The 24,447-nt window shown below is 34.0% G+C and carries 26 protein-coding genes; 15 read left to right on the top strand and 11 right to left on the bottom strand.

Annotated features, from left to right (window positions below; genetic code table 11):
• The first annotated feature begins 130 nt into the window (after positions 1 to 130).
• The 8 genes from GON26_RS17480 to GON26_RS17445 all read left to right on the top strand — a co-directional run bounded on the left by GON26_RS17480 (position 131) and on the right by GON26_RS17445 (position 10,015).
• Positions 131 to 1,144, top strand: a complete 1,014-nt coding sequence (locus GON26_RS17480; protein WP_160376059.1) for a helix-turn-helix transcriptional regulator — start codon at positions 131 to 133, stop codon at positions 1,142 to 1,144.
• 246 nt (positions 1,145 to 1,390) lie between these two features.
• Positions 1,391 to 1,855, top strand: coding sequence for a MarR family winged helix-turn-helix transcriptional regulator (locus GON26_RS17475; RefSeq protein ID WP_160376058.1), 465 nt, complete (start codon positions 1,391 to 1,393; stop codon positions 1,853 to 1,855).
• Positions 1,856 to 1,903: 48 nt separating this feature from the next.
• On the top strand, positions 1,904 to 4,294 hold the full coding sequence (locus tag GON26_RS17470) for a 3-hydroxyacyl-CoA dehydrogenase/enoyl-CoA hydratase family protein (protein ID WP_160376057.1): 2,391 nt from the start codon (positions 1,904 to 1,906) through the stop codon (positions 4,292 to 4,294).
• An 84-nt stretch (positions 4,295 to 4,378) separates the two neighbouring features.
• Complete coding sequence (tnpA, locus tag GON26_RS17465) at positions 4,379 to 4,840, top strand: IS200/IS605 family transposase (RefSeq protein WP_160376056.1); 462 nt, start codon at positions 4,379 to 4,381, stop codon at positions 4,838 to 4,840.
• Between the two features lie 368 nt (positions 4,841 to 5,208).
• The gene (locus GON26_RS17460) at positions 5,209 to 6,390 is read left to right on the top strand and encodes a thiolase family protein (protein WP_160376055.1); all 1,182 of its coding nucleotides are present in this window, start codon (positions 5,209 to 5,211) and stop codon (positions 6,388 to 6,390) included.
• 47 nt (positions 6,391 to 6,437) lie between these two features.
• Positions 6,438 to 6,788 carry a four helix bundle protein gene (locus GON26_RS17455; RefSeq protein ID WP_202110894.1) on the top strand — a complete coding sequence of 117 codons (351 nt, stop codon included), beginning with the start codon at positions 6,438 to 6,440 and terminating at the stop codon, positions 6,786 to 6,788.
• A 57-nt stretch (positions 6,789 to 6,845) separates the two neighbouring features.
• Positions 6,846 to 8,651 carry an acyl-CoA dehydrogenase family protein gene (locus tag GON26_RS17450; RefSeq protein ID WP_160376054.1) on the top strand — a complete coding sequence of 602 codons (1,806 nt, stop codon included), beginning with the start codon at positions 6,846 to 6,848 and terminating at the stop codon, positions 8,649 to 8,651.
• 269 nt (positions 8,652 to 8,920) lie between these two features.
• Entirely contained in the window at positions 8,921 to 10,015 is a 1,095-nt protein-coding gene (locus tag GON26_RS17445; RefSeq protein ID WP_160376053.1) for a glycoside hydrolase family 18 protein, read from the top strand.
• Between the two features lie 75 nt (positions 10,016 to 10,090).
• On the opposite strand, the gene GON26_RS17440 is transcribed toward GON26_RS17445, so the two are convergent.
• The 4 genes from GON26_RS17440 to GON26_RS17425 all read right to left on the bottom strand — a co-directional run bounded on the left by GON26_RS17440 (position 10,091) and on the right by GON26_RS17425 (position 12,668).
• Complete coding sequence (locus GON26_RS17440; RefSeq protein ID WP_160376052.1) at positions 10,091 to 10,579, bottom strand: hypothetical protein; 489 nt, start codon at positions 10,577 to 10,579, stop codon at positions 10,091 to 10,093.
• A 76-nt stretch (positions 10,580 to 10,655) separates the two neighbouring features.
• On the bottom strand, positions 10,656 to 11,579 hold the full coding sequence (locus GON26_RS17435) for a transporter (RefSeq protein ID WP_230407964.1): 924 nt from the start codon (positions 11,577 to 11,579) through the stop codon (positions 10,656 to 10,658).
• Positions 11,580 to 11,637: 58 nt separating this feature from the next.
• Positions 11,638 to 12,162: a DUF4251 domain-containing protein gene (locus GON26_RS17430; RefSeq protein ID WP_160376051.1), complete on the bottom strand. Its 525-nt coding sequence runs from the start codon at positions 12,160 to 12,162 to the stop codon at positions 11,638 to 11,640.
• A 53-nt stretch (positions 12,163 to 12,215) separates the two neighbouring features.
• Positions 12,216 to 12,668 (bottom strand): META domain-containing protein, encoded by a 453-nt coding sequence (locus GON26_RS17425; protein WP_160376050.1) that lies wholly within the window; start codon positions 12,666 to 12,668, stop codon positions 12,216 to 12,218.
• A gap of 211 nt (positions 12,669 to 12,879) precedes the next feature.
• Between GON26_RS17425 and GON26_RS17420 the strand changes: the two genes are divergently transcribed.
• The 3 genes from GON26_RS17420 to GON26_RS17410 all read left to right on the top strand — a co-directional run bounded on the left by GON26_RS17420 (position 12,880) and on the right by GON26_RS17410 (position 15,319).
• A complete protein-coding gene (locus GON26_RS17420; protein WP_160376049.1) occupies positions 12,880 to 13,407 on the top strand; it encodes a superoxide dismutase family protein in 528 nt (175 codons plus the stop codon).
• Between the two features lie 10 nt (positions 13,408 to 13,417).
• A complete protein-coding gene (locus GON26_RS17415) occupies positions 13,418 to 13,987 on the top strand; it encodes a YdeI/OmpD-associated family protein (protein ID WP_160376048.1) in 570 nt (189 codons plus the stop codon).
• Positions 13,988 to 14,116: 129 nt separating this feature from the next.
• Entirely contained in the window at positions 14,117 to 15,319 is a 1,203-nt protein-coding gene (locus GON26_RS17410) for an LETM1-related biofilm-associated protein (RefSeq protein WP_160376047.1), read from the top strand.
• A gap of 32 nt (positions 15,320 to 15,351) precedes the next feature.
• On the opposite strand, the gene can is transcribed toward GON26_RS17410, so the two are convergent.
• From can to GON26_RS17390, 4 genes are all read right to left on the bottom strand, one after another.
• Positions 15,352 to 15,990: a carbonate dehydratase gene (gene can, locus GON26_RS17405; RefSeq protein WP_160376046.1), complete on the bottom strand. Its 639-nt coding sequence runs from the start codon at positions 15,988 to 15,990 to the stop codon at positions 15,352 to 15,354.
• 123 nt (positions 15,991 to 16,113) lie between these two features.
• Positions 16,114 to 17,769 carry a SulP family inorganic anion transporter gene (locus GON26_RS17400; RefSeq protein ID WP_160376045.1) on the bottom strand — a complete coding sequence of 552 codons (1,656 nt, stop codon included), beginning with the start codon at positions 17,767 to 17,769 and terminating at the stop codon, positions 16,114 to 16,116.
• A gap of 82 nt (positions 17,770 to 17,851) precedes the next feature.
• Positions 17,852 to 18,136: a hypothetical protein gene (locus tag GON26_RS17395; protein WP_160376044.1), complete on the bottom strand. Its 285-nt coding sequence runs from the start codon at positions 18,134 to 18,136 to the stop codon at positions 17,852 to 17,854.
• A 133-nt stretch (positions 18,137 to 18,269) separates the two neighbouring features.
• On the bottom strand, positions 18,270 to 18,749 hold the full coding sequence (locus GON26_RS17390) for a Dps family protein (protein WP_160376043.1): 480 nt from the start codon (positions 18,747 to 18,749) through the stop codon (positions 18,270 to 18,272).
• A 107-nt stretch (positions 18,750 to 18,856) separates the two neighbouring features.
• Here GON26_RS17390 and GON26_RS17385 point away from each other — a divergent pair, with 107 nt between their 5' ends.
• Complete coding sequence (locus GON26_RS17385) at positions 18,857 to 19,798, top strand: LysR substrate-binding domain-containing protein (protein ID WP_160376042.1); 942 nt, start codon at positions 18,857 to 18,859, stop codon at positions 19,796 to 19,798.
• Positions 19,799 to 19,829: 31 nt separating this feature from the next.
• On the opposite strand, the gene GON26_RS21695 is transcribed toward GON26_RS17385, so the two are convergent.
• Together GON26_RS21695 and mnmD are read right to left on the bottom strand one after the other, a co-directional pair.
• The gene (locus GON26_RS21695; protein ID WP_160376041.1) at positions 19,830 to 20,027 is read right to left on the bottom strand and encodes a hypothetical protein; all 198 of its coding nucleotides are present in this window, start codon (positions 20,025 to 20,027) and stop codon (positions 19,830 to 19,832) included.
• 166 nt (positions 20,028 to 20,193) lie between these two features.
• A complete protein-coding gene (gene mnmD, locus GON26_RS17375; protein WP_160376040.1) occupies positions 20,194 to 20,859 on the bottom strand; it encodes a tRNA (5-methylaminomethyl-2-thiouridine)(34)-methyltransferase MnmD in 666 nt (221 codons plus the stop codon).
• A gap of 308 nt (positions 20,860 to 21,167) precedes the next feature.
• Between mnmD and GON26_RS17370 the strand changes: the two genes are divergently transcribed.
• Entirely contained in the window at positions 21,168 to 22,238 is a 1,071-nt protein-coding gene (locus GON26_RS17370) for a branched-chain amino acid aminotransferase (protein WP_160376039.1), read from the top strand.
• A gap of 61 nt (positions 22,239 to 22,299) precedes the next feature.
• Here GON26_RS17370 and GON26_RS17365 read toward each other — a convergent pair whose 3' ends face one another.
• On the bottom strand, positions 22,300 to 22,680 hold the full coding sequence (locus GON26_RS17365; protein WP_160376038.1) for a pyrophosphohydrolase domain-containing protein: 381 nt from the start codon (positions 22,678 to 22,680) through the stop codon (positions 22,300 to 22,302).
• An 81-nt stretch (positions 22,681 to 22,761) separates the two neighbouring features.
• Here GON26_RS17365 and GON26_RS21690 point away from each other — a divergent pair, with 81 nt between their 5' ends.
• Both GON26_RS21690 and GON26_RS17355 read left to right on the top strand, forming a co-directional pair.
• Positions 22,762 to 22,950, top strand: a complete 189-nt coding sequence (locus GON26_RS21690) for a hypothetical protein (protein ID WP_160376037.1) — start codon at positions 22,762 to 22,764, stop codon at positions 22,948 to 22,950.
• Positions 22,951 to 23,273: 323 nt separating this feature from the next.
• Positions 23,274 to 24,413, top strand: a complete 1,140-nt coding sequence (locus GON26_RS17355) for an SRPBCC family protein (RefSeq protein WP_160376036.1) — start codon at positions 23,274 to 23,276, stop codon at positions 24,411 to 24,413.
• Positions 24,414 to 24,447: the final 34 nt, after the last annotated feature.

Raw genomic sequence — 24,447 nt, 5'->3', positions numbered from 1 at the left:
GATACCGCAGATTATATTTTAAATTAAATCTGCCCAAATCTGCGACCCGAGCGATAGCGAACAGGCGAAGCAAATCTGCGTGAAAAAAAACTTAGAGCCCTAGTGCCTTTGCGGCAAAAACCCCAACCTTATGTCACAAAATAAAAATGCCTTAATCCGCTACAAAACGATAGACAAATGCCTGCAGAATAAATACCGGCAATGGACTCTGGAAGACCTGATCGAATGCTGCTCTGAGGCTTTGTTTGAATATGAAGGCCGCGAAAACCCGATTAGCAAACGCACCATCCAGATGGATATTCAGCTGATGCGCAGTGAAAAACTGGGTTATAATGCACCGATTATTGTTTACGATAAAAAGTATTATAAATACGAAGACGAAGATTTTACGATAACCGATATTCCGCTGACGGAAACCGATATGAATGTTTTGACCGAGACTGTTTCGATGCTGAAACAGTTTAAAGATTTCTCGTTGTTTAATGATGTTTCGGATATTTTGCAGCGTCTGGAAGATAAAATCTATGCTGAAAAATCGCATACCAAACCGGTTATTTATCTGGATAAAAACGAAAAGCTGAAAGGCCTGCACTTTCTGGATGAGATCTATCAGGCGATTATTAAGAAAGTAGTATTGGTGATTACCTATAAATCGTTTAAATCGAGGGACGAAAATACGTTTCATTTTCATCCTTTTATTTTAAAGGAATTTAATAACCGCTGGTTTCTGGTAGGCAGGAAAAAAGGTTCTCAACCCATCGCGAATTTGGCTTTGGACCGCATCATCCGTATTGATTACGATTTTAACCTACCTTATATAGAAGAAGAGTTTGATGCCGATTTATTTTATAAAAATGTTATTGGCGTAACTGTTAATACGGGTTCCCGTCCGGGTCGTGTTGAGCTTTGGATTGATGCTGTAAACGCGCCTTATGTGTTAACGAAACCGTTGCATCACAGCCAGAGACTGATAAAAGAAAACGAAGATAAAAGTATCGTGATACACCTTTTTCTTACTCCAAATTATGAAATGGAACGCATCCTGTTGGGTTTTGGTAACGGAATTGAAGTTTTGCGTCCTGAAAACCTTCGGAAAAGGATGAAAAACATTCTTGAAAGTGCCATTTCGAGATATCAGCCCTAAATTTTATTCGCAGAGAACCATCCGTTTTTTTGCACAAAGCAGAATTAAATCATAATAAAAGAGCAAAAAACAATTTTTGGGGAGTCTAAATTGTTAAAATCTCAAAAAAGAATAGTATATTTCAATTAAAATTAAACCATAAAACCCTCTATTTCAGAGGACTTTTTTTATTAACCAAAAAAATATTTAAAAATTATATGCATGCATAGTATTTTTTGATTATATTTGAAATCGATATAGTTACTTATGAAAGACAAAACAATAGATTATATTTTGAGAGCTACATGGCAAGCCGTATCAAGAATGTATAACGAAGAAGCTGCAAAATACGACGCCACAATGGCCACAGGATTTGCACTTTTAAGCATAGACAAAGAAGAAGGAACTCCATCTACAGCCTTGGGACCAAGAATGGGAATGGAAGCTACCAGCCTAACGAGAACATTAAAATCTATGGAAGACAAAGGTTTGATTGTTCGCAAAAAAAATCCGAGTGACGGCCGCGGGGTATTGATTTACCTGACCGAATTTGGAAAAGAAAAAAGAGATTTATCTAAAAATACGGTGTTGAAGTTTAATGAAACCGTTAGAAAACATGTTTCGGACGAAAAGCTAAAACATTTTATCGAAGTCTCAGAAATTATCAACGAATTGATTCAGGATAAAAACATATTTACTCAAACAGAAAAAATTGAAGATGAATTGTCTTAAACAAAGTCATTTCAAATTCTAAAACAAAAAACAAAATATTAACTACTTATGAAACGCACAATTAAAAAAGTTGCTGTTATTGGATCCGGAATTATGGGTTCAGGAATAGCTTGCCATTTTGCCAATATTGGTGTTGAAGTTTTACTGCTTGACATCGTACCACGCGAGTTGACAGAAGCTGAAGCTAAAAAAGGATTAACGCTTGAAAGTAAAGCTGTTCGCAACCGATTGGTAAACGAGCACTTGGCGAACTCATTAAAATCGAAACCATCACCTATTTACAGTCAGAAATTCGCAAGCAGAATCACGACTGGAAATACGACCGATGACATGGCAAAAATTGCCAATGTAGATTGGATTATCGAGGTTGTAGTGGAGCGTTTGGATATCAAAAAATTAGTATTTGAACAAATTGAGAAATTCCGTAAGCCGGGAACTTTGGTTACTTCTAATACTTCTGGTATTCCGATTCATTTTATGAGCGAAGGAAGAAGCGAAGATTTTCAACAACACTTCTGCGGAACCCACTTTTTTAACCCTGCGCGTTACTTAAAATTATTTGAAATTATTCCTGGTCCAAAAACTTCGACTGAAGTGTTGGATTTCTTAAATGAATACGGATCTAAATTTTTAGGAAAAACTTCGGTTGTTGCCAAAGATACTCCAGCGTTTATTGGAAACAGAATTGGTATTTACGGAATTCAGAGTTTGTTTCATTTGGTTAAAGAAATGGGATTAACGATTGAAGAAGTGGATAAATTGACTGGTCCGGTAATTGGTCGTCCAAAATCGGCTACTTTCCGTACTGTTGACGTGGTTGGTTTAGATACTTTGGTACACGTTGCCAACGGTATTTATGAAAACTGCCCGAACGACGAACAACACGAATTGTTTAAACTTCCTGAATTTGTTTCAAAAATGATGGAAAACAATTGGTTGGGAAGCAAAACTGGTCAGGGTTTTTACAAAAAAGTAGATAGAGATATTCTTTCTCTTGACTTAGATACATTAGAATACCGTGCTGCTAAAAAAGCAAATTTTGCTACACTTGAACTAACTAAAACTATCGATAAACCCATCAATCGTTTTAAAGTTTTGGTGAAAGGAAAAGACAAAGCGGGAGAATTCTACCGCAAGAGTTTCGCCGGAATGTTTGCTTATGTGTCCAACAGAATTCCTGAAATCTCAGACGAATTATATAAAATTGATGATGCCATGAAAGCTGGTTTTGGATGGGAAAATGGTCCATTCGAAATTTGGGATGCAATTGGTGTTGCCAACGGAATCGAAATCATGAAAGCAGAAGGTCTTGAGCCTGCTGCATGGGTTACTGAAATGTTGGCTTCTGGAAGCGAAAGTTTCTATTCTGTAAAAGAAGGAGCTACTTATTTCTATAATATTCCAACAAAATCTCAAAATAAAGTACCTGGACAAGATTCATTCATTATTCTGAACAACATTCGCGAAAGCAAAAAAGTTTGGAGTAATAGCGGTGCCATCATTCAGGACTTAGGAGATGGAATTTTGAACTTAGAATTCCAATCTAAAATGAATACTATTGGTGGCGATGTACTTCAGGCTATCAATAAAGCAATCGACTTATCTGAAAAAGAATATCAAGGTTTGGTTATTGGTAATCAGGCAGCGAATTTCTCTGTTGGTGCTAATATCGGAATGATTTTTATGATGGCGGTTGAGCAGGAATATGACGAATTGAATATGGCGATCAAAATGTTCCAGGACACGATGATGCGCGTTCGTTACTCTTCTATTCCTGTTGTAGTGGCACCACACGGAATGACTTTTGGTGGTGGATGCGAAATGAGCTTACATGCTGATAAAGTGGTTGCTGCTGCAGAAACGTACATGGGATTAGTTGAATTTGGTGTTGGTGTACTTCCTGGTGGTGGTGGATCTAAAGAAATGGCTTTAAGAGCTTCTGATTTATTCCGCAAAAACGATGTGGAATTGAACGTTCTTCAGGAATATTTCTTGACAATCGCTATGGCTAAAGTATCTACTTCGGGTTACGAAGCTTTTGATACTGGACTTCTTCAACATGGAAAAGATGTTATCGTAGTAAACAAAGATCGTCAGATTGCTGAAGCTAAAAAACATGCGTTGTTAATGGCTGAAGCGGGTTATACACAACCTATCAGAAGAACCGATGTTAAGGTTTTAGGTAAACAGGCACTTGGAATGTTCTTAGTAGGAACAGATCAAATGGAAGCTGGAAAATACATTTCGGAACACGATAAAAAAATCGCTAACAAACTGGCTTATGTAATGGCCGGAGGTGATTTATCTGAAGCAACTTTAGTATCTGAACAATATTTATTAGATATCGAACGTGAAGCTTTCTTATCTCTTTGTACAGAGAGAAAAACATTGGAAAGAATTCAGTATATGTTAACTAAAGGGAAACCTTTGAGAAACTAATAACCTCGGAGAGGTTAACTGTTTGTAGAAAATGAAATGATTTTTGATTCAGCTCCGGAGGAGCGACCTGTTTAAAAATGAATTATGGCAAATACGTATTCGCAAATTTATATTCAAATCGTTTTTGCTGTAAAAGGCAGAGAAAATTTAATTAAAAAAGAGAATCGTGAAGAACTGCACAAATTTATTACAGGTATTATTTCAAATAGAGGACAAAAATTATTAGCCATTTTCGCTATGCCAGATCACGTTCATATTTTGGTCGGAATGAAACCAAACCTTTCAATATCAGATTTGGTTAGAGATATTAAAGCAGGTTCTTCGAAATTTATTAATGACAGCAAATGGATTAACATGAAGTTTAATTGGCAGGAAGGATATGGAGCTTTCTCTTATTCCAAAAGTCATTTAGAGAATGTGATTAAATACATTTTAAATCAGGAAGAAAACCATAAGAAACAGACATTTAAAGAAGAGTATCTTTCATTTTTAGAAAAATTTGAAATTGATTACGAAGAGAAATATTTGTTTGATTGGATTGAATAACATACAGATTGTTAATAACAGGTCGCTCCTAAGGAGCTTATATCACATACCTAAATTAATGCTACAAACAGTTTGCCTCTCCGAGGCAAGTTTTAGTAGAAATAAAAATTTATATATGTGTCTAAATAATCTCGCAGAGATTAACTGTTTGTTGAAAACCATGATTTAAATGGCAATTTAACTTCTTGGAAACATAATGATTTAATTCTATAAAAATTGCTTCTTCGAGGCAGGTTTAGAAGAGATGAAATGGCCATGGACTTTAATAATAGCCTCGTAGAGGCAAACTGTTTGTAGAAAATATAATTTAAACGGCAATTTAGCTCCTTAGGAGCGACCTATAAAAATATCAAAAACAATTAAGAATTATGAAAACAGCTTACATAGTAAAAGCATATAGAACCGCAGTAGGAAAAGCACCAAAAGGGGTTTTTAGATTTAAAAGACCTGATGAATTAGCAGCAGAAACCATTCAGTTTATGATGGATGAGTTGCCTGATTTTGATAAAAAACGTATCGATGACGTGATGGTAGGAAACGCCATGCCAGAAGCAGAACAAGGGCTTAATGTTGGACGTTTGATCTCTTTGATGGGATTAAAGGTAGAAGATGTTCCTGGTGTTACGGTGAACCGTTATTGCGCATCTGGACTAGAAACTATCGGAATGGCAACTGCTAAAATTCAATCAGGAATGGCAGATTGTATCATCGCTGGTGGAGCTGAAAGCATGAGTTTTATTCCGATGGGAGGTTACAAACCAACTCCGGATTATAAAGTTGCTGCGGCAGGTCACGAAGATTACTATTGGGGAATGGGTTTAACTGCAGAAGCGGTTGCCAACCAATACAAAATATCAAGAGAAGATCAGGATGAGTTTGCATACAACTCACATATGAAAGCTTTGAAAGCACAAGCTGAAGGGAAATTTGACAAGCAAATCGTTCCGATTACTGTTGAGCAGACTTTCATCAATGAAAATGGTAAAAAAGAAACTAAATCATACGTTGTAAAACAAGACGAAGGTCCAAGAGCGGGAACATCTGTTGCTGCTTTATCTGGATTAAGACCCGTTTTTGCTGCTGACGGAAGTGTAACAGCAGGTAACTCATCACAAATGAGTGATGGTGCTGCTTTTGTTTTAATCATGAGCGAAGACATGGTTAAAGAATTAAATCTTGAACCAATCGCCAGATTAGTAAATTTTGCTTCTTCTGGTGTTGAGCCAAGAATTATGGGTATCGGTCCTGTAAAAGCAATTCCGAAAGCGTTGAAACAAGCTGGTTTAACATTGAACGATATTGAGTTAATTGAATTAAACGAGGCTTTTGCTTCACAAGCTTTAGCAGTAACTCGCGAGTTAAATATAAACCCAGAAATTGTAAACGTAAACGGTGGAGCAATCGCTTTAGGTCACCCTCTGGGATGTACAGGAGCTAAACTTTCTGTTCAGTTATTTGATGAGATGAAACGCAGAGGTAACAAATACGGAATTGTGAGCATGTGTGTGGGAACTGGACAGGGTTCTGCGGGGATTTACGAAGTTTTATAGAAAGAGAAAATAGAATATAGAGAATAGAATAAAGACTTTAGATTGAGATGAGACATAATTATAAGAATTTGAAGATTTGGCAGATTGGAATTTCAATTGCCAATGATATCTCAGATTTACTATTAGACTTTCCGAAACATGAAAGATATGATCTAAGTTCTCAAATAAGCAGATGTTCTGTTTCAATGCCTAGTAATATTGCTGAAGGTTCATCCAGAACAGATAAATCTTTCAGCCATTTCTTAGACGTTTCTCTTGGATCTTCATTTGAACTCATTACACAATTATTGATTGCAACGCATAGAAAATATATAAACGAAACACAATTTAACCAATTAGAAATTAAAATAGAAGAATTCCAAAGAATGACAATGGGTTTTCAAAACGGACTAAAATAAGTTCAGTCAAAAATCTATTTTCTATATTCTATTTTCTTTTCTCTAAAAAAATAAAAAATGGCAGATACAATCGAAAAAAACGTAACCCGTGGTGGTCAGTTTTTAGTTAAAGAAACAAAATGTGAAGATATCTTTACACCAGAAGATTTCTCGGAAGAGCAGTTAATGATGCGTGATTCTGTAAAAGAATTCGTTGACAAAGAATTATGGGCACATAAAGATCGTTTTGAGAAAAAAGACTACGCTTACACAGAATCTTCTATGCGTAAAGCGGGTGAATTAGGACTTCTTGGAGTTGCAGTTCCTGAAGAATACGGTGGATTAGGAATGGGATTCGTATCAACTATGTTGGTTTGCGATTATATTTCCGGAGCAACAGGTTCTTTCTCTACTGCTTTTGGAGCGCATACAGGAATTGGTACTATGCCAATTACACTTTATGGTTCTGAAGAACAAAAGAAAAAATACGTTCCTAAATTAGCTTCAGGAGAATGGTTCGGAGCTTATTGCTTGACAGAGCCAGGTGCTGGTTCTGATGCCAACTCTGGAAAAACAAAAGCAGTTTTATCAGAAGATGGAACGCATTATTTAATTACAGGACAAAAAATGTGGATTTCGAATGCAGGTTTCTGTAGCGTTTTCATCGTTTTTGCCCGTATTGGTGATGACAAAAATATTACAGGTTTCATCGTAGAAAACGATCCTTCAAACGGAATTTCTATGAATGAGGAAGAGCATAAATTAGGAATCCGTGCTTCTTCTACGCGTCAGGTTTTCTTCAACGATACAAAAGTTCCTGTTGAAAACATGTTGTCTGAAAGAGGAAACGGTTTCAAAATTGCTATGAATGCTTTGAACGTTGGCCGTATTAAACTGGCTGCAGCTTGTTTGGATGCACAACGTAGAGTAACTACCGGAGCAGTAAAATATTCAAATGAAAGAATTCAGTTTAATACTGCAATTTCATCTTTTGGCGCTATCCGTTCAAAATTAGCTGAAATGGCTACCAGCTGTTATGCTGGTGAAAGTGCATCATACAGAGCTGCAAAAGACATCGAAGACAGAATTGCTGCTCGTGAAGCGGAAGGTGCTACTCACCAGGAAGCAGAATTAAAAGGGGTTGAAGAATATGCTATCGAATGTTCTATCCTGAAAGTTGCGGTTTCTGAAGACGTACAAAATTGTGCTGACGAAGGAATTCAGGTTTTTGGTGGAATGGGATTCTCAGAAGATACTCCAATGGAAAGTGCCTGGAGAGATGCCCGTATCGCTAGAATCTACGAAGGAACAAACGAAATCAACAGAATGCTTTCTGTGGGAATGTTAATCAAAAAGGCTATGAAAGGTCATGTTGATTTACTTGGACCAGCCATGAAAGTTCAGGAAGAATTGATGGGAATTCCTTCTTTTGATACTCCAGATTTCTCTGAATTATTTGCTGAAGAAAAAGGAATTATCGCTAATCTTAAGAAAGTTTTCTTGATGGTTGCTGGTAGCGCTGTTCAAAAATACGGACCAGATTTAGATTCTCACCAACAGTTATTAATGGCTGCTTCTGATATCCTAATCGAAATCTACATGGCAGAAAGTACTATTTTAAGAACGGAAAAATTAGCCAAAAATCAAGGTGAGGCTAAAGTACAAGAGCAAATTGCTATGGCAAAATTATACTTATACAAAGCAGTAGATATCGTAAACTTAAGAGGAAAAGAAGGAATCGCTTCTTTTGCCGAAGGTGACGAACAACGTATGATGTTAATGGGATTAAAACGTTTTACAAAATACACCAACTTGCCAAATGTTGTGGCATTGAGAGAAACAATTACCAATAAATTAGTGGCAGAAAACGAATACTGCTTCTAATAACACAATAGTTTTTAGCTTTTAATTTGTTTAAACCCGCACTTGTCCGAAACAGTGCGGGTTTATTTTTTAATTTTAAATCATATTGTAGAGACGCACTGCTGTGCGTCTAAACAGAGAGGAGACGCACTGCTGTGCGCCTCTACGTTTTTTTGTATTATCATTTCACAAATCTTTATTAAAATTGCATTTCTACTACATATTCTATAGCGATTTTTATATTCTAATGTTTTATATTTAGCATTCCATAAAACACAAAAAACTACGAAATGAAAAAAATTAACTTAATAGCTTTTCTGCTATTGTGCTGTTGTACCACGACAATTTTTGCACAGAAAAACAAAAACTTTGACATTATTGCTTATTATACAGGCGATGACAAAATGATAAACGAATATGAAGTATCCAAATTAAATCAAATCATCTTTAGTTTTTGCCATTTAAAAGACGGGAAACTAAGCGTTGATTCTCCTAAAGATTCCACAACAATCAAACATTTAGTTTCTTTAAAAGCTAAAAATCCACAACTTAAAATTTTACTTTCGCTTGGTGGCTGGGGTGGCTGCGAACCTTGTTCTGCTGCATTTTCAACAGCTGAAGGCAGATTGACTTTTGCAAAATCTGTAAAAGAAGTAAGTGATTATTTTAAAGTTGACGGTTTAGATCTGGATTGGGAATATCCAACTATCGAGGGCCTTCCGGGACATTTATTCCAGCTTGCTGATAAAACGAATTTTACCGAATTAATCAAAATTTTGCGTTCTACTTTGGGTAAAAAATACGAATTAAGTTTTGCGGCTGGAGGTTTTCAAAAATATTTAGATGAATCTGTAGAATGGAAAAAAATCATGCCATTGGTAAATCGAGTTAATATTATGAGTTATGATTTGGTAAATGGCTATTCTAAGGTTACAGGACATCATACGCCTTTATTCAGCACTACTCCAACAGAGGAATCAGTCGATAAAGCAGTAACGTATTTATTAAAATTAGGAATTCCAGCAGAAAAATTAGTTATTGGAGGAGCATTTTATACCAGAACCTGGAAAAATGTAGAAAATATAAATAATGGTTTGTACCAATCCGGACAGCACATTGAAGGTGTTTCGTTTAAAAATTTTGCTACAACTTATACTGAAGCAAATGGCTGGAAATATTTTTGGGATGACAAAGCAAAAGCACCTTACTGGTACAACGAAAGTACTAAAACATTTGCAACAGGAGATGATATTGCTTCTATAAAAGCCAAAACCGACTATGTAAAATCTAAGAAGTTAGGTGGAATCATGTTTTGGGAACTGCCATTAGACACTACTCGTAATGGATTAGTGAATGCTATTTATGAAGTGAAAACTGAAAAGTAAACGATTTTCTAACCAGACATAAAAAAGGACAATTATTTCAAAATAATTGTCCTTTTTTATTACAGAAATCTAATGTTACATTTTAACTTTAGACTTATCTAATTCTCCAATAAACGGAATTGAATTTTGAATTTCGCTACGAATAGTAGTTTGCAAATAAACTTCCAATTGAATAAACTTAGCGGCATTTATTGCTCCAATTATTTTTTTTACCTGACCATACGTTTTGGTATAAAGTTTTTCGTAAGCCAAATTATTTTTTAAGGTTGCTTTGGCCAATTCGTCAGCTTTTTCATCTGTCAGGGTATTGTAATTGGCCGCATAATCATTAATAAGTTGGAATTTTGTCTGACCTAATTCTTTACGTTCGGTTTCGTAATTGTCATACACTTTTGTAAAAGCAGCGAATTGTGTTTCCGGTAAATTCATATATTCTTTTACCAAATCACTTTTAGATTTTCCATAAATACTTTGTACAACATCTACATCTTCTTTAAAAGAAGATTGTGCATAAGATGATAATGAGGCAATAGCCACGATGAAGATAACGCTAATTTTTCTCATAAGACACTATTTATTAAACGATTAACAATAATTCTATACGAATTTACCGAATAAATAATTACGAATGAAAAATAAATTAAAAAAAGGAATTTTGATAGGTTACGGTTCCGGCATTATAATTCAATCCGTTGTTGGTAAAAGCACCTATATGGTATTGAAATTTTAAAGATTGTGCTTTTGCAATTGGTAGCGAAAACGTACCTCCTACCCGCCAGTTATCGATTTGGCTATCATCTGAAACGCCCTCGGTAATGGTTTTTCCGCCCACAAACCAATTGGCATTAAAACCAATCCACATGCTATTTTTAAAATAATAACTTGCGTGACTTTGTAAGCTATAAGCTGGCTTTTGTTCTAATTTTTTATTTACTAAATAATGATTATTATTAGTATAAAACCAAACTCCTGTATAAATTTCTGCATAGATATGATTAAATCTTTTCGAAAGCCCAACTTCTGGCTTAAAAGCCCAACGATTGGTTCCGATATTAATGAGTTTTTCATCATAATATCTTCCTGTCGGAATAGACGTTACTAAACTGACTCCCAGAATAGTATTCTGTTCAAACTTATTAAAATCCTTTTTATCAATGGCTGGCGATCCTAATAAATTTATTCCAAACCGAACTCTTGTGTCGCCAAAACCTGTTCGCGAACCCGTTAAAACCTCTCCTGAAGTTTTCGTCTGAGAACCATCCATAAATGTAAAAGGGAGCGTAACCTGAACTCTCGCTAATTTATTGGCTAAGCCAAAGGTTCTCACATAACTTGCAGCCACATTATGACTTGAAATTTCAAAATCCTTTATAGGTAATGACGGATCCGTAAGAATGTTTCCTTCGAGATAACCGTAAGTCAAGGCTGCTACGTTAAGTTTTGTAGGAACGTTTGCGTAAACTCTCGGTTCTAAATCCTGGGCAAAGTTTAAAAATGGACACAAAAAAAATACCATCGCCAAATGATATTTTTCTATTATCTTTAAAAGAGTAATTTTTTGCATATTAAAATTAAAAAAAGGACATAACAAAAATAATATTATTCTTGTTATATCCTAATCATTATTTTACTGCATCTGTCTTTGGCGCTCTACTATTTCCATCGTAAGATATTGAGGCTCTTTTATTACTGTTAATGGTAAGTGTTGTTCCACCTTCAAAATAAACCGACATCAGGATTGAATAAACATCTTCCTTGCCTTTTACGGTTGCCTTAATTTCGTAATACTTTTTCTTTTTCTCAATAATTATATCTTCAGGCTTACCCTCAAACTTCATCCCACCATCGCTTGAACCATAAGCTACATTAAAAGCACGTCCGAAAAAAGGTAAATCTGCTTCTACTTTCTCTTCGGTAAACTTTAGGAAATAGGTATTATAGTCTATATTAATGGTTCTGTAGCCTTGCGGCATCACTCTTTCGGCATCGAAAACAAAATTTTTAGCATCAATCAAAGCTGCAATTTCCTTTTCTTTATTGAGTTTGGCCTCTGCCTTTAGTTCTTTCTTAGATTTTTTTTCCTGAGCATAACCCTGAAAGTTCAAAAAACAAACTAACACTAGTAAAATTGACCATTTTGTTTTCATAAATTACATCTTTTAAAGGTTTTAAATAAATCTATTCTCCTTAAAATGAAAAATTATTTCCTGACAAATCGCATCATGGCTATATCATCAGAAATAAATGTCAACGTTTTACCATCGTCAGAAATGGCATAAGTCGTGATTTTTTGCAAAGTACTCATAAAAACCTGTTCACCCTGACCATCCATACAGGCCATTTTAGTCATTGCCATTGCCTGGTCTGTAAAATTTATTTTGTTTCCATCAACATTTAATTTTCCAGAAAAAGAATTACAGCCATTATTCCCTGAAACATGATTTTCTTTTATATCAAAATTAATTGCCGGTTTTTTATTAGGATACAAACCATCAAATGCGATTCTCGGACCAGTAATATAATTAAGTTCCCAATTCCCTTCCAGTTTACTTACACCGTTTTTTGCTGTACTGTCCTCTTTATTACATTTAAAAACACCACACGAAGTCAATGCAACACCCAGAAAAACTAAAATTAAAACTCTCTTTACCATATTAATATATTTAATTAAATTATTTTTAAAACAAATTTCAAAACCTTCTTTTTATTGAATTTTTACGAAATTACGCAATAATATTATCTTCTTATCTCAAAGCACTCTTAAATTACAATCAATAGTTTGAGATTTTTTTAACTTTTGACAAGAAACTTTCTCGCTATTTTATGTTAAATTTACTACTTATTAAATTTTAAAGCCTCATAACATGAAAAAAATTGTCGTTTCTTTCGCTATAATTACAGCCTTAATCATTGGTTGTAAAACAAATACAAAATCGGCAGATGCCAAAACCTTAACTATTACATTAGAGCCAAAAAGCAATAGTACCGTGACCGGAACAGCAACCTTTACAGAGAAAAACGGTAAAGTAACTTTTGTTGCTAAGATGGCAGGTTTAGAGCCTGGGGTACATGCGATTCACATACATGAAAAATCAGATTGTACTGCTGCAGACGGAAGTTCGGCTGGAGGACACTGGAATCCTACCTTTAAAAAACACGGAAAATGGGGTGTTGGCGAATATCACAGAGGTGATATCGGAAACTTTACTGCTGATGCAAATGGGAACGGAACCATTACCCTTACAACAGACGAATGGGCAATTGGCGGCGATGATGAGACCAAAAACATTTTAGGTAAAGGACTAATTGTTCATCAGGGTGCTGATGATTTTGTTTCGCAACCAGCAGGAAATGCAGGAGCCAGAGTAGCTTGTTCCGGAATTATCAAATAATAGTTTTTTTTTGGAAGATCAGGAATATTTATATTTTAAAAATGCTCAGGAATGGCGTGCCTGGCTACATGAAAATCATCATTGTTCAAAAGGTGTTCATTTGCTTTTTTACAAAGTAAGCAGTATAAGTGAAAGTATGCGCTGGGAAGAAGCTGTTCAGGTAGCGCTTTGCTATGGCTGGATTGATTCAACCGTTCGAAAAATAGATGAAGATTCCCGAAAACAGTTTTATTCTCCCAGAAAAGACAAAAGCGTCTGGAGCAAACTCAATAAAACCCATATCGAAAAACTAATTGCTGCAAATTTGATGCATGAAAGCGGTTTCGCTAAAATTGAAATTGCTAAACAAAACGGTTCCTGGAACTCCTTAGACTCTGTTGATGATTTGCTTATTCCTGAAGACCTTCAATTGGCATTCAATTCGAATGTAATAGCTTTTGAAAACTATCAGAAATTTAGCCCGTCATATAAAAAAGGATACCTTTATTGGCTCAATCAGGCCAAAAGAGAAGAAACCCGAAACAACAGAATTACAGAGATTATTTCGCTTTGCGAACAAAATAAAAAAGCCAGAATATAGTTTTATACTTTTCTTTACTACCTAAAATATATAACCACTATTTTTTTTCACAAAATCTAGTGGTTATTTAATTTTAAATTAATTTTTGAACCAGAAAAAAATATAGCTTTGTAACTTCAAATAAAAGTAATGATTAACCCATCAGCAGCAGGTTGGATAGATAAGTTTTTTAGCGAACAAAAGATTTCAGAAGTGATTCCTTTTGAAACTGCTGACACCTTTTATTATAAAGTCAGAGAAACCGGTTTTATCTATGGGCATATCATCTCTATAGATTCGCAAGTTCCAATTTCGATAAAGGGCTGGTTTAAAACGGAAATTTCTAAAGTAGCTTTACTAAATACCCTTTATGGTGTTTTTTGTTTAGAAAAAAGAAGTTCTGAATCTGATAATTTCATTCATGAAGTTTTGAAGTTTTATAAAGAAATGAATCCGGAAGGCTTTAATTTATTTAAAATTTTACTTCCAAAAGACACTCCTTCGCTTTCTTTAGAAAACATAATTGACCAAAGAGTACAAACGAACGATAGTATTATTAGCAAAAACTTTTCGCATCTGGTTACTAATGCTTTGTTGTTTATTGATGTTTTGGCATTTAGACAATATTTACAGCATGGCGAAATTCCTGAGAAATATTTAAAACGAATTGAAGAGGCTGTACTGGGTATCGTAGGTTTGGCTTTAAAAACTAAAACAGTAAAATCACAGCACGATGATTTACTGAATAAACTTTTTGAAGCATCTGTACGTTATTCTAAATTTTCGAAAGTTACGGTTGATACTTTAGAAACCTTAGATTTGGATTATTTTGGCAATAAACTGGAGCAATATTATTTAATCGACATGGCTGGAATGGCTTTATGGAGTGATGGTGTTGTAGAAAATGAAGAGGCATACTTTTTATATTCTTTAGGTTCGATGATGGCCGTTCCAGATGATTTTGTAACCAATAGTATCACTACTACCAATAGTTTTATTACAACTCATAAAAAAAAGATTCCGTATTTTAATTACTCGAATCCGGTAAAACATTTTTATGACCAGATGACGGCTAGTGTTGTAAAATTGATTACCCGAAATAAAAACAGATTGGTAAAAGAAATTGTTCAGAGTAAGGAACTCATGATTTTACTGGCACATTCGACTCATAGAGATCTGGATGCCAAAGAAAAGAAAAAAGTAAAAAAACAACTTTTGGATATTTGCAAAACGATTCCGTCACTTACTATATTTTTACTTCCGGGAGGAAGCTTATTATTACCTATATTAATCAAGTTTATCCCAACCATGCTGCCATCAGCATTTAATGAAAATTTAGATGAAAATGAATAAAAAAAATCGCCCTTGTGAGGCGATTTTTCTTTTTATAGATTGTTTAGCTGATAAACTTCGTCGAGTTCAGAATTCGAACTGATATTTACATTCAAATCGGTTACAAAACCTGAATTTAAACCATAAACCCATCCATGAAGCATTAAATCCTGACCATTTTTCCAGGCTCCCTGCACGATAGAAGTTTTAGCTAAATTGTAAACCTGCTCTTTAGCATTGATTTCTACAAAAGCATTAAAACGCTCTGTTTCATCTTCGATAGCATTTAGATATTTATCATGTAAACGGTATTCATCTTTAATATGACGAATCCAGTTATCGATAATCCCTACCGACATATTACCCATCGCTGCTTTTACACCACCACAACCGTAATGTCCGCAAACAATAACGTGCTTTACTTTCAATACGTTTACGGCATAATCTAAAACGCTCAACATATTCATGTCTGAATGCACGACCATGTTGGCTATATTTCTATGAACGAATACTTCACCAGGTTTAGCACCGATAATTTCATTTGCAGGAACACGGCTATCCGAACATCCAATCCATAATACAGGTGGTGTTTGTCCTTTTGCTAAATCTGCGAAATAATTTGGGTCTTTTGCTAATGATTTTTCAACCCATTCTTTATTGTTATCTAATAACTGCTTATAAAACTCTTTCATAATAATGTATTGTTTTTAAATGGTATTTTATTTTTTAATAGAGCTATCAAAATGTTTTTGATTGTAAAGTTACCTAAATTTTGATACTTGTTTGCTCTGGAAAAACCTTAATTAATATATAATTTAGTTGGCTTTAAAGTCTTCTTTTGCTTCCTTTTTAATCATTTGTCTTTTGGCAACATCATAATAATGTTCTATCGAAACGTGATTGTCTTTGTCAGGAGTATTTTCTAACTCGTATGCTTCTTTAAAACCTTTAAGTTTTACCTTAATATTTTCGTCAATAGCACGTGTTTCTTTAAACTCTTTAATCAAATCGAGCACATCATGGGCAATATATTCCGTATCGTGTGCACTGATAATTACTTTTGAATTTTCAGGTATTTCACTCAATGTTTGTTTAATGGCTGCTTTATTCAAAAATGAAACTTCCTGAGCCAAATCGATATGAATGATATCTCCGTCTTCGTATTCTTCTACTTTAAAAATATAAGCTCTTTTTAAATTTCCTCTTAAAACAAAAATAATACTGATGATAATTCCAAGTGCAACACCTTTAAGCAAGTCTGTAGCCACTACAAATACTAAAGTGGCAATAAAAGGAACAAACTGATATTTTCCTTTTTCCCAAAAATGAATAAAAGTTGCCGGCTTAGCCAATTTATATCCAACTAAAATTAATACAGTTGCCAAAGTTGCCAATGGGATTTTGTTTAGAATTGTCGGAATTGCTAAAACACTAATCAATAAAAGTACGCCATGTATAATGGTTGACATCTTAGATTTTGCTCCAGCATTATTATTTGCAGATGATCTCACCACAACAGATGTCATGGGTAAACCACCTAATAAAGAACTTACTACATTACCTAGCCCTTGCGCTTTAAGCTCAATATTGGTATTGGTATAACGTTTTTGAACATCCATTCTATCAGCGGCTTCGATACATAATAAAGTCTCGATAGAAGCTACAATGGCAATTGTAACCCCAACCACCCAAACCTGTGGGTTTGTAACTGAGGCAAAGTTTGGTAAAATCAAAATAGATTTAAAATCATCAAAAGATTTTGGAACTGGCAATGAAACCAAATGATCTTTTGCAATTGCCAATGAGCTACCTGATGATATAAAAACTTCGTTTAAAACGACACCTGCAATAACCGCAATTAAGGCTCCTGGCACCAATTTTAATTTCTTTAAAAAAGGTACTTTATCCCAGGCAATTAAGATAATAAGTGAAACTACAGACACCACTACCGCCCCTAATTGAACATGATTGATGGCATCAAATAAAAACGAAAAAGTATTACTCCCGTCATGCTGAATAAACGCCTGATCACCTTCAAAATCAGCATCATAACCAAAAGCATGAGGCAATTGTTTTAAGATGATGATAATCCCGATACCCGCTAACATTCCCTCAATAACATTGGTAGGAAAATAGTTTGAAATACTTCCGGCTTTTAAAAATCCTAATACTAATTGAATTAGTCCTGCAATAAAAACAGACATTAAAAACACATCAAAAGCACCAAAACTTGTTATTGCTGTTAAAACAATAGCTGTTAGACCAGCCGCCGGTCCTGAAACACTAATATGTGACTGACTTAAATAACCTACAATTATTCCGCCCACAACACCAGCAATAATTCCAGAAAATAAAGGCGCTCCTGAGGCCATTGCAATACCTAAACACAATGGAAGAGCTACCAAGAAAACTACCAAACCTGAAGCAAAATCAGATTTAAGGTTAGCAAAAAGATTGATTTTTTTTGACATAATATAATACTAAAAAAATTATTCGTGAAGAATTTAAACTGCATTTACACAAATGTAGTTTATTAAAAAATAATCGGAAGTATTATACCAAGTTGGGTGGAGGAGCAAAAATGCTCGGAGAAATATTGTCAAGTTTTACAATATTTTCAGAAACAATTAATTTTGATTCTGTGTAAACAGGCAGAACCAATTCGTGTTCAAAAATAGAAGGATAAACCGCCGCTTTAAGTTCCTTATGTCCTAATTCCTCCTCGGAGCAACTAAAAAACATAGAAGTATTGCTGCTCTTCTTAATCGTCGTCACAATAGCTGGAGTAGATAAGAAAGCAACGAATAAAAATAATAATATGCGAGCGATTAACTTCATTTGAACAAAAATAGAATTTAACAACTAAAATCAAAGCATTGACCTGAAATTTTTATACAAATTTAACATAAATAAAAAACAGAATGATATTCGAATATCATTCTGTTTTTTTAACGTTTTCAAAAATAGCCTTTTACAATTCTTCCTCAAGCCAGGCATTCATCATCCAGATGGTTTTTTCCTGCTCTGCTATAAAATCGCTCATCATCGAATTGGTTCCTTCGTCGTTTATTTCTCCAGATTTGTTCAAAATATTCCTTTCAATTTTTAACAAATCAGATAAGGAATGAACAATCAATTGCACTGCTTTTTCATCGTTTGAGATATTTTTACCAACTGTCAATTTGTTGTTTTTGATATAATCTTCAAAAGTATGCAATGGTGTTCCGCCAATTGTCAAAACTCTTTCGGCTATCATATCTATTTTAAGTTGTGAATCAGTATATAATTCTTCGAATTTCACATGCAGATCAAAGAAACGCTTCCCTCTAATATTCCAATGAATTCCTCTTAAATTTTGATAGTAAACCTGAAAATTGGCTAACAAAACATTTAATTCTTTCACTAATAATTCTGACTCTTTAACAGGTAATCCTAAAATATTCGTTTTCATCTTTTTCATTTTTACAGTATGTTACTACAAATTTAAGGTAAGTTTTTAAAATTAATGATAAACAAAAATTATATTTTATTATTTTTGCATCAAAAAATACTATCAAAATGACTATTACTCAATTACAATATGTATTAGCGGTTGCCGAACATAAAAATTTCACACTTGCTGCTGAGAAATGTTTTGTGACTCAACCCACATTAAGTATGCAAATCCAGAAAATCGAGGAAGAACTTAATATTTTGATTTTCGACAGAACAAAAAAACCTATTCAGCTTACCGATATTGGTCAAAAAATTGTAAATCAGGCCAAAAATATTGTTAATGAAGCCGATAGAATCAAAGATATTGTAGAACAGCAAAAAGGTTTTATTGGTGGCGAATTTCGTTTAGGAATTATTCCAACCATTATGCCAACTCTTTTACCAATGTTTTTGAGCAATTTTATAAATAAATATCCAAAAGTGAAGCTTTTAATCGAAGAGCTGAATACCGATGAAATTATTGTAAAATTGAAAAACGGTCATCTGGATGCTGCCATTGCGGCAACGCCTTTGGAAGATGAAAAAATAAAAGAGATTGTTTTGTATTTTGAGCCTTTTGTGGCTTATATACCGGAACACCATGCTAATTTTCAGAAAGAAGAAATTGAAGTTTCGGATTTGAATTTGAATGAAATCTTACTTTTGCAGGACGGTCATTGTTTTAGAGATGGAATTCTGAATTTATGCAAAAATGGTTCTGATGTCGAACAAAATAATTTTCAGATTCAAAGCGGTAGTTTTGAAACCCTTATAAAATTAGCCGATGAAGGTTTGGGCACAACATTACTTCCGTACTTGCACACCTTAGATTTGAAAGAATCCGACAAACTGAAACTACGCAACTTTAAGGAACCAAAACCAGCTCGTGAGGTAAGTTTGATTTACCCGAAAAGCGAATTAAAAATGCAAATTATCGACGCACTTCGTTCTACAATTGCAGGAGTTGTAAAGGGTGCAATTGTTTTTCAAAATGTACAGATAATTAGTCCACTACAAAAGAAATAGAAATAAAAAAGGAGCCAATTGGCTCCTTTTCTTATACTTTTATCAGTAGTAAACTTGATTCTAGTTCTGGTTTTTCAACAATGAAATTTAATAACCATTCTTGCAATTGTTCCATTTCGTATGGTAATAGCGTTTTGATAGCTTTTTCTAGCTCTTTGCAGAAAAGCACCGGGTCGAAACTTACTCTCTCAAGTATTGATTTCGTGTAATCAAACATCATTTTTGACATAATAAAATAAGATTTTGGGGTTTATCTTTATTTTTAAACTCGCAGTAAAAGTAAACAAATAACACATATAACAATTACTTTTAACTATTTTTTTTGAAAATTTTAGCAACGAAACCGTTTTCTTAATATTTATAAATCAATATAGAATAATTCTAAATAAGTGATTTTAAGCCTTTTTCGTTGCCCTGAACATCTCTCGCTTACCTGGAGGCCCTGCCAGTTTTTCGACAGTAAAGCCAACTTCGATCATACTTCTTTTGACAACTCCACGCGCAGCGTAGGTTACTAAAACACCATTTGGTTTTAAACTATTGTACATTTTTCTAAAAATTTCAGTACTCCACAGCTCCGGCTGCACACGAAATCCGAAGGCATCAAAGTAAATCAAATCAAAAGTTTCAAAATCGTCTATTTCATCAAAAAATTGTTTCCTTTTGGTTAACGAAAACGAGGCGCTAATTTCAGTTTTAATGTTCCATTCACATTTATGCATTTTCTCAAAAATGTTATCAAATTCCAATGCTTCCAATTCTTCTACATAATTCATCTGCAGCACTTCTTCGGCAGCGACCGGATACGCTTCTACTCCAACATAATCTATTGTTTGATTTTTTTTATTTGATTCTAAAAAAGTAATAAAAGCATTCAGACCCGTTCCGAAACCAATTTCCAGAATGGTCACTGGATTATTTTCGAACAGCGAAAGCCCGTTTTTGATAAAAACATGTTTTGCTTCTTGTATAGCACCGTGCTTAGAGTGATAACATTCATCCCATTCGTGCAAATGAATTGTTGTTGAACCATCTAGCGTTTTAATTATTTCTCTTTTCACTTTTTCGAAATTAATAATGAGATATGATTGGTTTTAAGACCAAAACAGAAGTCAAATTTAATCAAAACAAATGCGTAAAGCCTTAAAAAACGACAGTTTTTTCATAAATTCTTTATAAAAATGTGCTAAATTTTTAAGTTTATTATAAGATAAATAAATCTCAGTCAAACGGCAGAATTAATGCAGTTTTAGTAAGTAAATTACATATTTTTACTTAATTTTGCATTCAATAAATTCTATTTTACACCAAATCATGACGTTAGATTTTTTCTTTCAGATTGAAAATTACAATAAAACCTTACATTATTATGAGTACAACTCAAACAAGCAAAATTGAAATCATCAAAGCCACTTCGACAAAAATAAACGAAGTAGATTTTGATAACTTAAGCTTTGGTGCTGTTTTTACAGACCATTTATTCGAATGTGATTACAAAAACGGGCAATGGCAATCTCCTGTCATTAAGCCTTATGCTCCTATTTTGATGGATCCTTCTTCAAAAGTCTTCCATTACGGACAAGCTATTTTTGAAGGAATGAAAGCTTATAAAGATGACAATAATGATGTCTGGTTGTTCAGACCTGATGAAAACCACAAACGTTTCAACAGTTCAGCAACCCGTATGGCCATGCCAGAGGTTCCTGAAGCTATTTTTATGGATGGTTTAAATGAGTTATTGAAATTAGACAAAGACTGGATTCAAAAAGGAAACGGAAGCAGTATGTACATTCGTCCTTTTATGATTGCAACTGGAGCTGGTGTTGTAGCTAATCCTTCTGACGAATATAAATTTATGATTTTACTTTCTCCTGCACAATCGTATTATGCTGGTGAAGTAAAAGTAATTATTGCCGAACATTACAGTAGAGCTGCAAATGGCGGAATTGGTGCTGCAAAAGCGGCAGGAAACTACGCTGCACAATTTTACCCAACAAATTTGGCTAACAAAGAAGGTTTCCAGCAAGTTATCTGGACAGATGATGCAACGCATACAAAATTAGAAGAAGCTGGAACAATGAACGTTTTCTTCAGAATAAATGATACTTTATTAACTGCGCCAACGAGTGAAAGAATTTTAGATGGTATCACCCGAAAAAGTTTGATTGCAATGGCAGAAAAAGAAGGATTAAATGTAGAAGTTCGTCCGGTTTTAGTTTCTGAATTAGTTGAAGCAGCTAAAAATGGTTCTTTGAAAGAAATTTTTGGAGCTGGAACAGCGGCTGTAATTAGCGTAATTAAAGGTTTCTCTTATCAGGATGTATATTATGAAATGACTCCTGTTGAGAATTCATACGCTGCTCTTTTGAAAGAAAAACTAACTAGCCTTCAAAATAAATTATCTGAAGATACTTTTGGCTGGACAGTAAAAGTGCAATAAATAAAAGTTAATCTATACTATTACACCTGACAGGTTTCAAAACCTCTCAGGTGTTTTTCTTTTACAACAGTTTCGAAAAATCGGGCTTAAAATAATTCGGGCCTTTCATTACTTTTCCATCTTCACGGTAAATAGGCTGACCATCTTCGCCTAACTTACTCATATTACTGCGTTGGATTTCGTCAAAAACAGCTTCAATTTTATCTTGCAAACCGTGTTCGATAATAGTTCCGCATAAAATATACATCATATCACCCAAAGCATCAGCAATTTCAACCAAATCATTATTCTGAACCGCTTCGAGATATTCTTCATTTTCTTCTTTCATCAAATTAAATCGCAACAGCTTTTTGGTTGCACCCAAATCAGCTACTGGCGTTTCGCTATGTCCTATTTTAAAAGCAGTATGAAATTCCTTCACCGCATCAAGTTGTTTTTTCATCTTTTTTATTTGATTAAATGAAAGAGCAAATTAGCAACAATTCATATACAATTAACTATTTTTGTCAAAAAAATTAAAATTATGTTTAGTCAAGGACAAGTAATATTTGGAGTATGCTTTTTTATCGCTTTTGTTATCGCAATGATTTTTGCTTACCGAAAAGATTTGGCTTTGCACAAAATTTTCTACAAAGGAAATTACAAAGTTTTAATTGCCTTTTTGCTTTTCATTGTAATTCTTTTCGTTATCAAAATTTTTCTGAAAAGATAATTTAAGGAAAATTCCAAATTTAATAAATTCCAAATTCCAATAGTAAATTTTAAAAACAGTTTGTCATTCTGTAAGAATCTCTTTTTATTTACAGTGCATCTGGGTTTCTGCGGAATGACAAGATGATGTTGCTTTTTGCATTATTATTAATTAACTTCCATCAGAAACATTTTCAATTTTATACTTAAAAAGGTTGTTGTGACGTTTTTAAATAAAACCTTTTTGAACTAAGGTATTTTCAAAAAGTATTTATTATTTTTAATGCTTATAGCAGGACTACTGATAAAATTTATAACTTTACGACACCAAACATCCTACAACCAATGAAAATTTTAAAATATCTATTTCTTTTACTTTTATTAAGCTTTGTTGCTCTTACCGTTTTTGTCGCTACTCAAAAAGGAAACTTTTCAGTAGAAAGAAGTAAGGTGATTAATTCGCCAAAAGCAACGGTCTATAATTATGTGAATGATTTTAGAAATTTTGAAGATTTTGAATCCTGGGCTGTCGAAGACCCATCAATTGCTATGGTTTTTCCAAAAAAAACTTCCGGTAATGGTGCTTCATTTTCCTGGCAGGGTACTGAAGGAAACGGAAATGCCATCACAATTAAAGCTATAGAAGGCGAAAGTATTCATCAAAAAATGAACATTGACGGTACTGAAACAGATGTAAACTGGATTTTTAAAGATACCTTAAACGGAAAAACAAAAGTAACCTGGAAAGGAAAAGGAACAATGAGTTTTCTTTTTAAAATTTATACGGCATTAAATGGTGGTTCTGATAATATTATCGGAACGATGTATGAAAAAAGCTTAGCCAATATCGATAAAAATTTAGATTATGAAACCAAAACTTTTACAGTAAAAGTAAATGGTCTTGTAAAGAAAACTGAAACTTTTTATATCAAACAAACCTTTAACAGCGAAATTAAAAAGGTTAACAAAAATGCCCGAATTGTAATTCCAAAGTTAATTGATTTCTGCAAAACCGCTAATTTGGCTCAGAGCGGAAAACCATTTATTATTTATCATACTTATGACACTGATAAAGGTTTAGCAAAAGTCTCCATTTGCTTACCCATCAATAAAGAAATTTCTATTAGCGCCGGAAGTGATATTCTGGCGGGTAAATTAAACTCTTTTGAAGCTGTAAAAACAACTCTTAACGGTGATTACTCCCACACTTCAGAAGCGATTGCAAAAACTAAAGCTTTTATAAACAACGAAAAAATTGTTCCGGAACTAAGCTGGTCACATTTAGAAATTTGGTCCATCAGTAAAATGGATGTCAAAAGTCCATCAAAATTGATGACAGAAATTTATTTTCCAACAAAACCAAAAGTAGTTCCTGTAGTAAAAGTTCCGGTTTACAAACCCCAAACAACAGAACCGGCTGTACAACAGCAAACAACGCCAGCTACTCCAGCCACAACTCCTGAAGAAGAGCAATCAGAATTTTAAAAAAATAAGGCACTCATTTTAAACCTTTTGCTCT

Source organism: Flavobacterium hydrocarbonoxydans (assembly GCF_009789235.1).
Classification (GTDB): Bacteria; Bacteroidota; Bacteroidia; order Flavobacteriales; family Flavobacteriaceae; genus Flavobacterium; species Flavobacterium hydrocarbonoxydans.
Note: the sequence above shows the minus strand (reverse complement) of the source record. Positions and strands in the feature narration are given on the sequence as shown.

Excerpts from the sequence above, each read along its gene's own strand:
- GON26_RS17480 (WP_160376059.1), top strand. The coding sequence starts at position 131 with ATGTCACAAAATAAAAATGCCTTAATCCGCTACAAAACGATAGACAAA.
- GON26_RS17475 (WP_160376058.1), top strand. The coding sequence starts at position 1,391 with ATGAAAGACAAAACAATAGATTATATTTTGAGAGCTACATGGCAAGCC.
- GON26_RS17470 (WP_160376057.1), top strand. The coding sequence starts at position 1,904 with ATGAAACGCACAATTAAAAAAGTTGCTGTTATTGGATCCGGAATTATG.
- tnpA (WP_160376056.1), top strand. The coding sequence starts at position 4,379 with ATGGCAAATACGTATTCGCAAATTTATATTCAAATCGTTTTTGCTGTA.
- GON26_RS17460 (WP_160376055.1), top strand. The coding sequence starts at position 5,209 with ATGAAAACAGCTTACATAGTAAAAGCATATAGAACCGCAGTAGGAAAA.
- GON26_RS17455 (WP_202110894.1), top strand. The coding sequence starts at position 6,438 with ATGAGACATAATTATAAGAATTTGAAGATTTGGCAGATTGGAATTTCA.
- GON26_RS17450 (WP_160376054.1), top strand. The coding sequence starts at position 6,846 with ATGGCAGATACAATCGAAAAAAACGTAACCCGTGGTGGTCAGTTTTTA.
- GON26_RS17445 (WP_160376053.1), top strand. The coding sequence starts at position 8,921 with ATGAAAAAAATTAACTTAATAGCTTTTCTGCTATTGTGCTGTTGTACC.
- GON26_RS17440 (WP_160376052.1), bottom strand. The coding sequence starts at position 10,579 with ATGAGAAAAATTAGCGTTATCTTCATCGTGGCTATTGCCTCATTATCA.
- GON26_RS17435 (WP_230407964.1), bottom strand. The coding sequence starts at position 11,579 with ATGCAAAAAATTACTCTTTTAAAGATAATAGAAAAATATCATTTGGCG.
- GON26_RS17430 (WP_160376051.1), bottom strand. The coding sequence starts at position 12,162 with ATGAAAACAAAATGGTCAATTTTACTAGTGTTAGTTTGTTTTTTGAAC.
- GON26_RS17425 (WP_160376050.1), bottom strand. The coding sequence starts at position 12,668 with ATGGTAAAGAGAGTTTTAATTTTAGTTTTTCTGGGTGTTGCATTGACT.
- GON26_RS17420 (WP_160376049.1), top strand. The coding sequence starts at position 12,880 with ATGAAAAAAATTGTCGTTTCTTTCGCTATAATTACAGCCTTAATCATT.
- GON26_RS17410 (WP_160376047.1), top strand. The coding sequence starts at position 14,117 with ATGATTAACCCATCAGCAGCAGGTTGGATAGATAAGTTTTTTAGCGAA.
- can (WP_160376046.1), bottom strand. The coding sequence starts at position 15,990 with ATGAAAGAGTTTTATAAGCAGTTATTAGATAACAATAAAGAATGGGTT.
- GON26_RS17400 (WP_160376045.1), bottom strand. The coding sequence starts at position 17,769 with ATGTCAAAAAAAATCAATCTTTTTGCTAACCTTAAATCTGATTTTGCT.
- GON26_RS17395 (WP_160376044.1), bottom strand. The coding sequence starts at position 18,136 with ATGAAGTTAATCGCTCGCATATTATTATTTTTATTCGTTGCTTTCTTA.
- GON26_RS17390 (WP_160376043.1), bottom strand. The coding sequence starts at position 18,749 with ATGAAAACGAATATTTTAGGATTACCTGTTAAAGAGTCAGAATTATTA.
- GON26_RS17385 (WP_160376042.1), top strand. The coding sequence starts at position 18,857 with ATGACTATTACTCAATTACAATATGTATTAGCGGTTGCCGAACATAAA.
- GON26_RS21695 (WP_160376041.1), bottom strand. The coding sequence starts at position 20,027 with ATGTCAAAAATGATGTTTGATTACACGAAATCAATACTTGAGAGAGTA.
- GON26_RS17370 (WP_160376039.1), top strand. The coding sequence starts at position 21,168 with ATGAGTACAACTCAAACAAGCAAAATTGAAATCATCAAAGCCACTTCG.
- GON26_RS17365 (WP_160376038.1), bottom strand. The coding sequence starts at position 22,680 with ATGAAAAAACAACTTGATGCGGTGAAGGAATTTCATACTGCTTTTAAA.
- GON26_RS21690 (WP_160376037.1), top strand. The coding sequence starts at position 22,762 with ATGTTTAGTCAAGGACAAGTAATATTTGGAGTATGCTTTTTTATCGCT.
- GON26_RS17355 (WP_160376036.1), top strand. The coding sequence starts at position 23,274 with ATGAAAATTTTAAAATATCTATTTCTTTTACTTTTATTAAGCTTTGTT.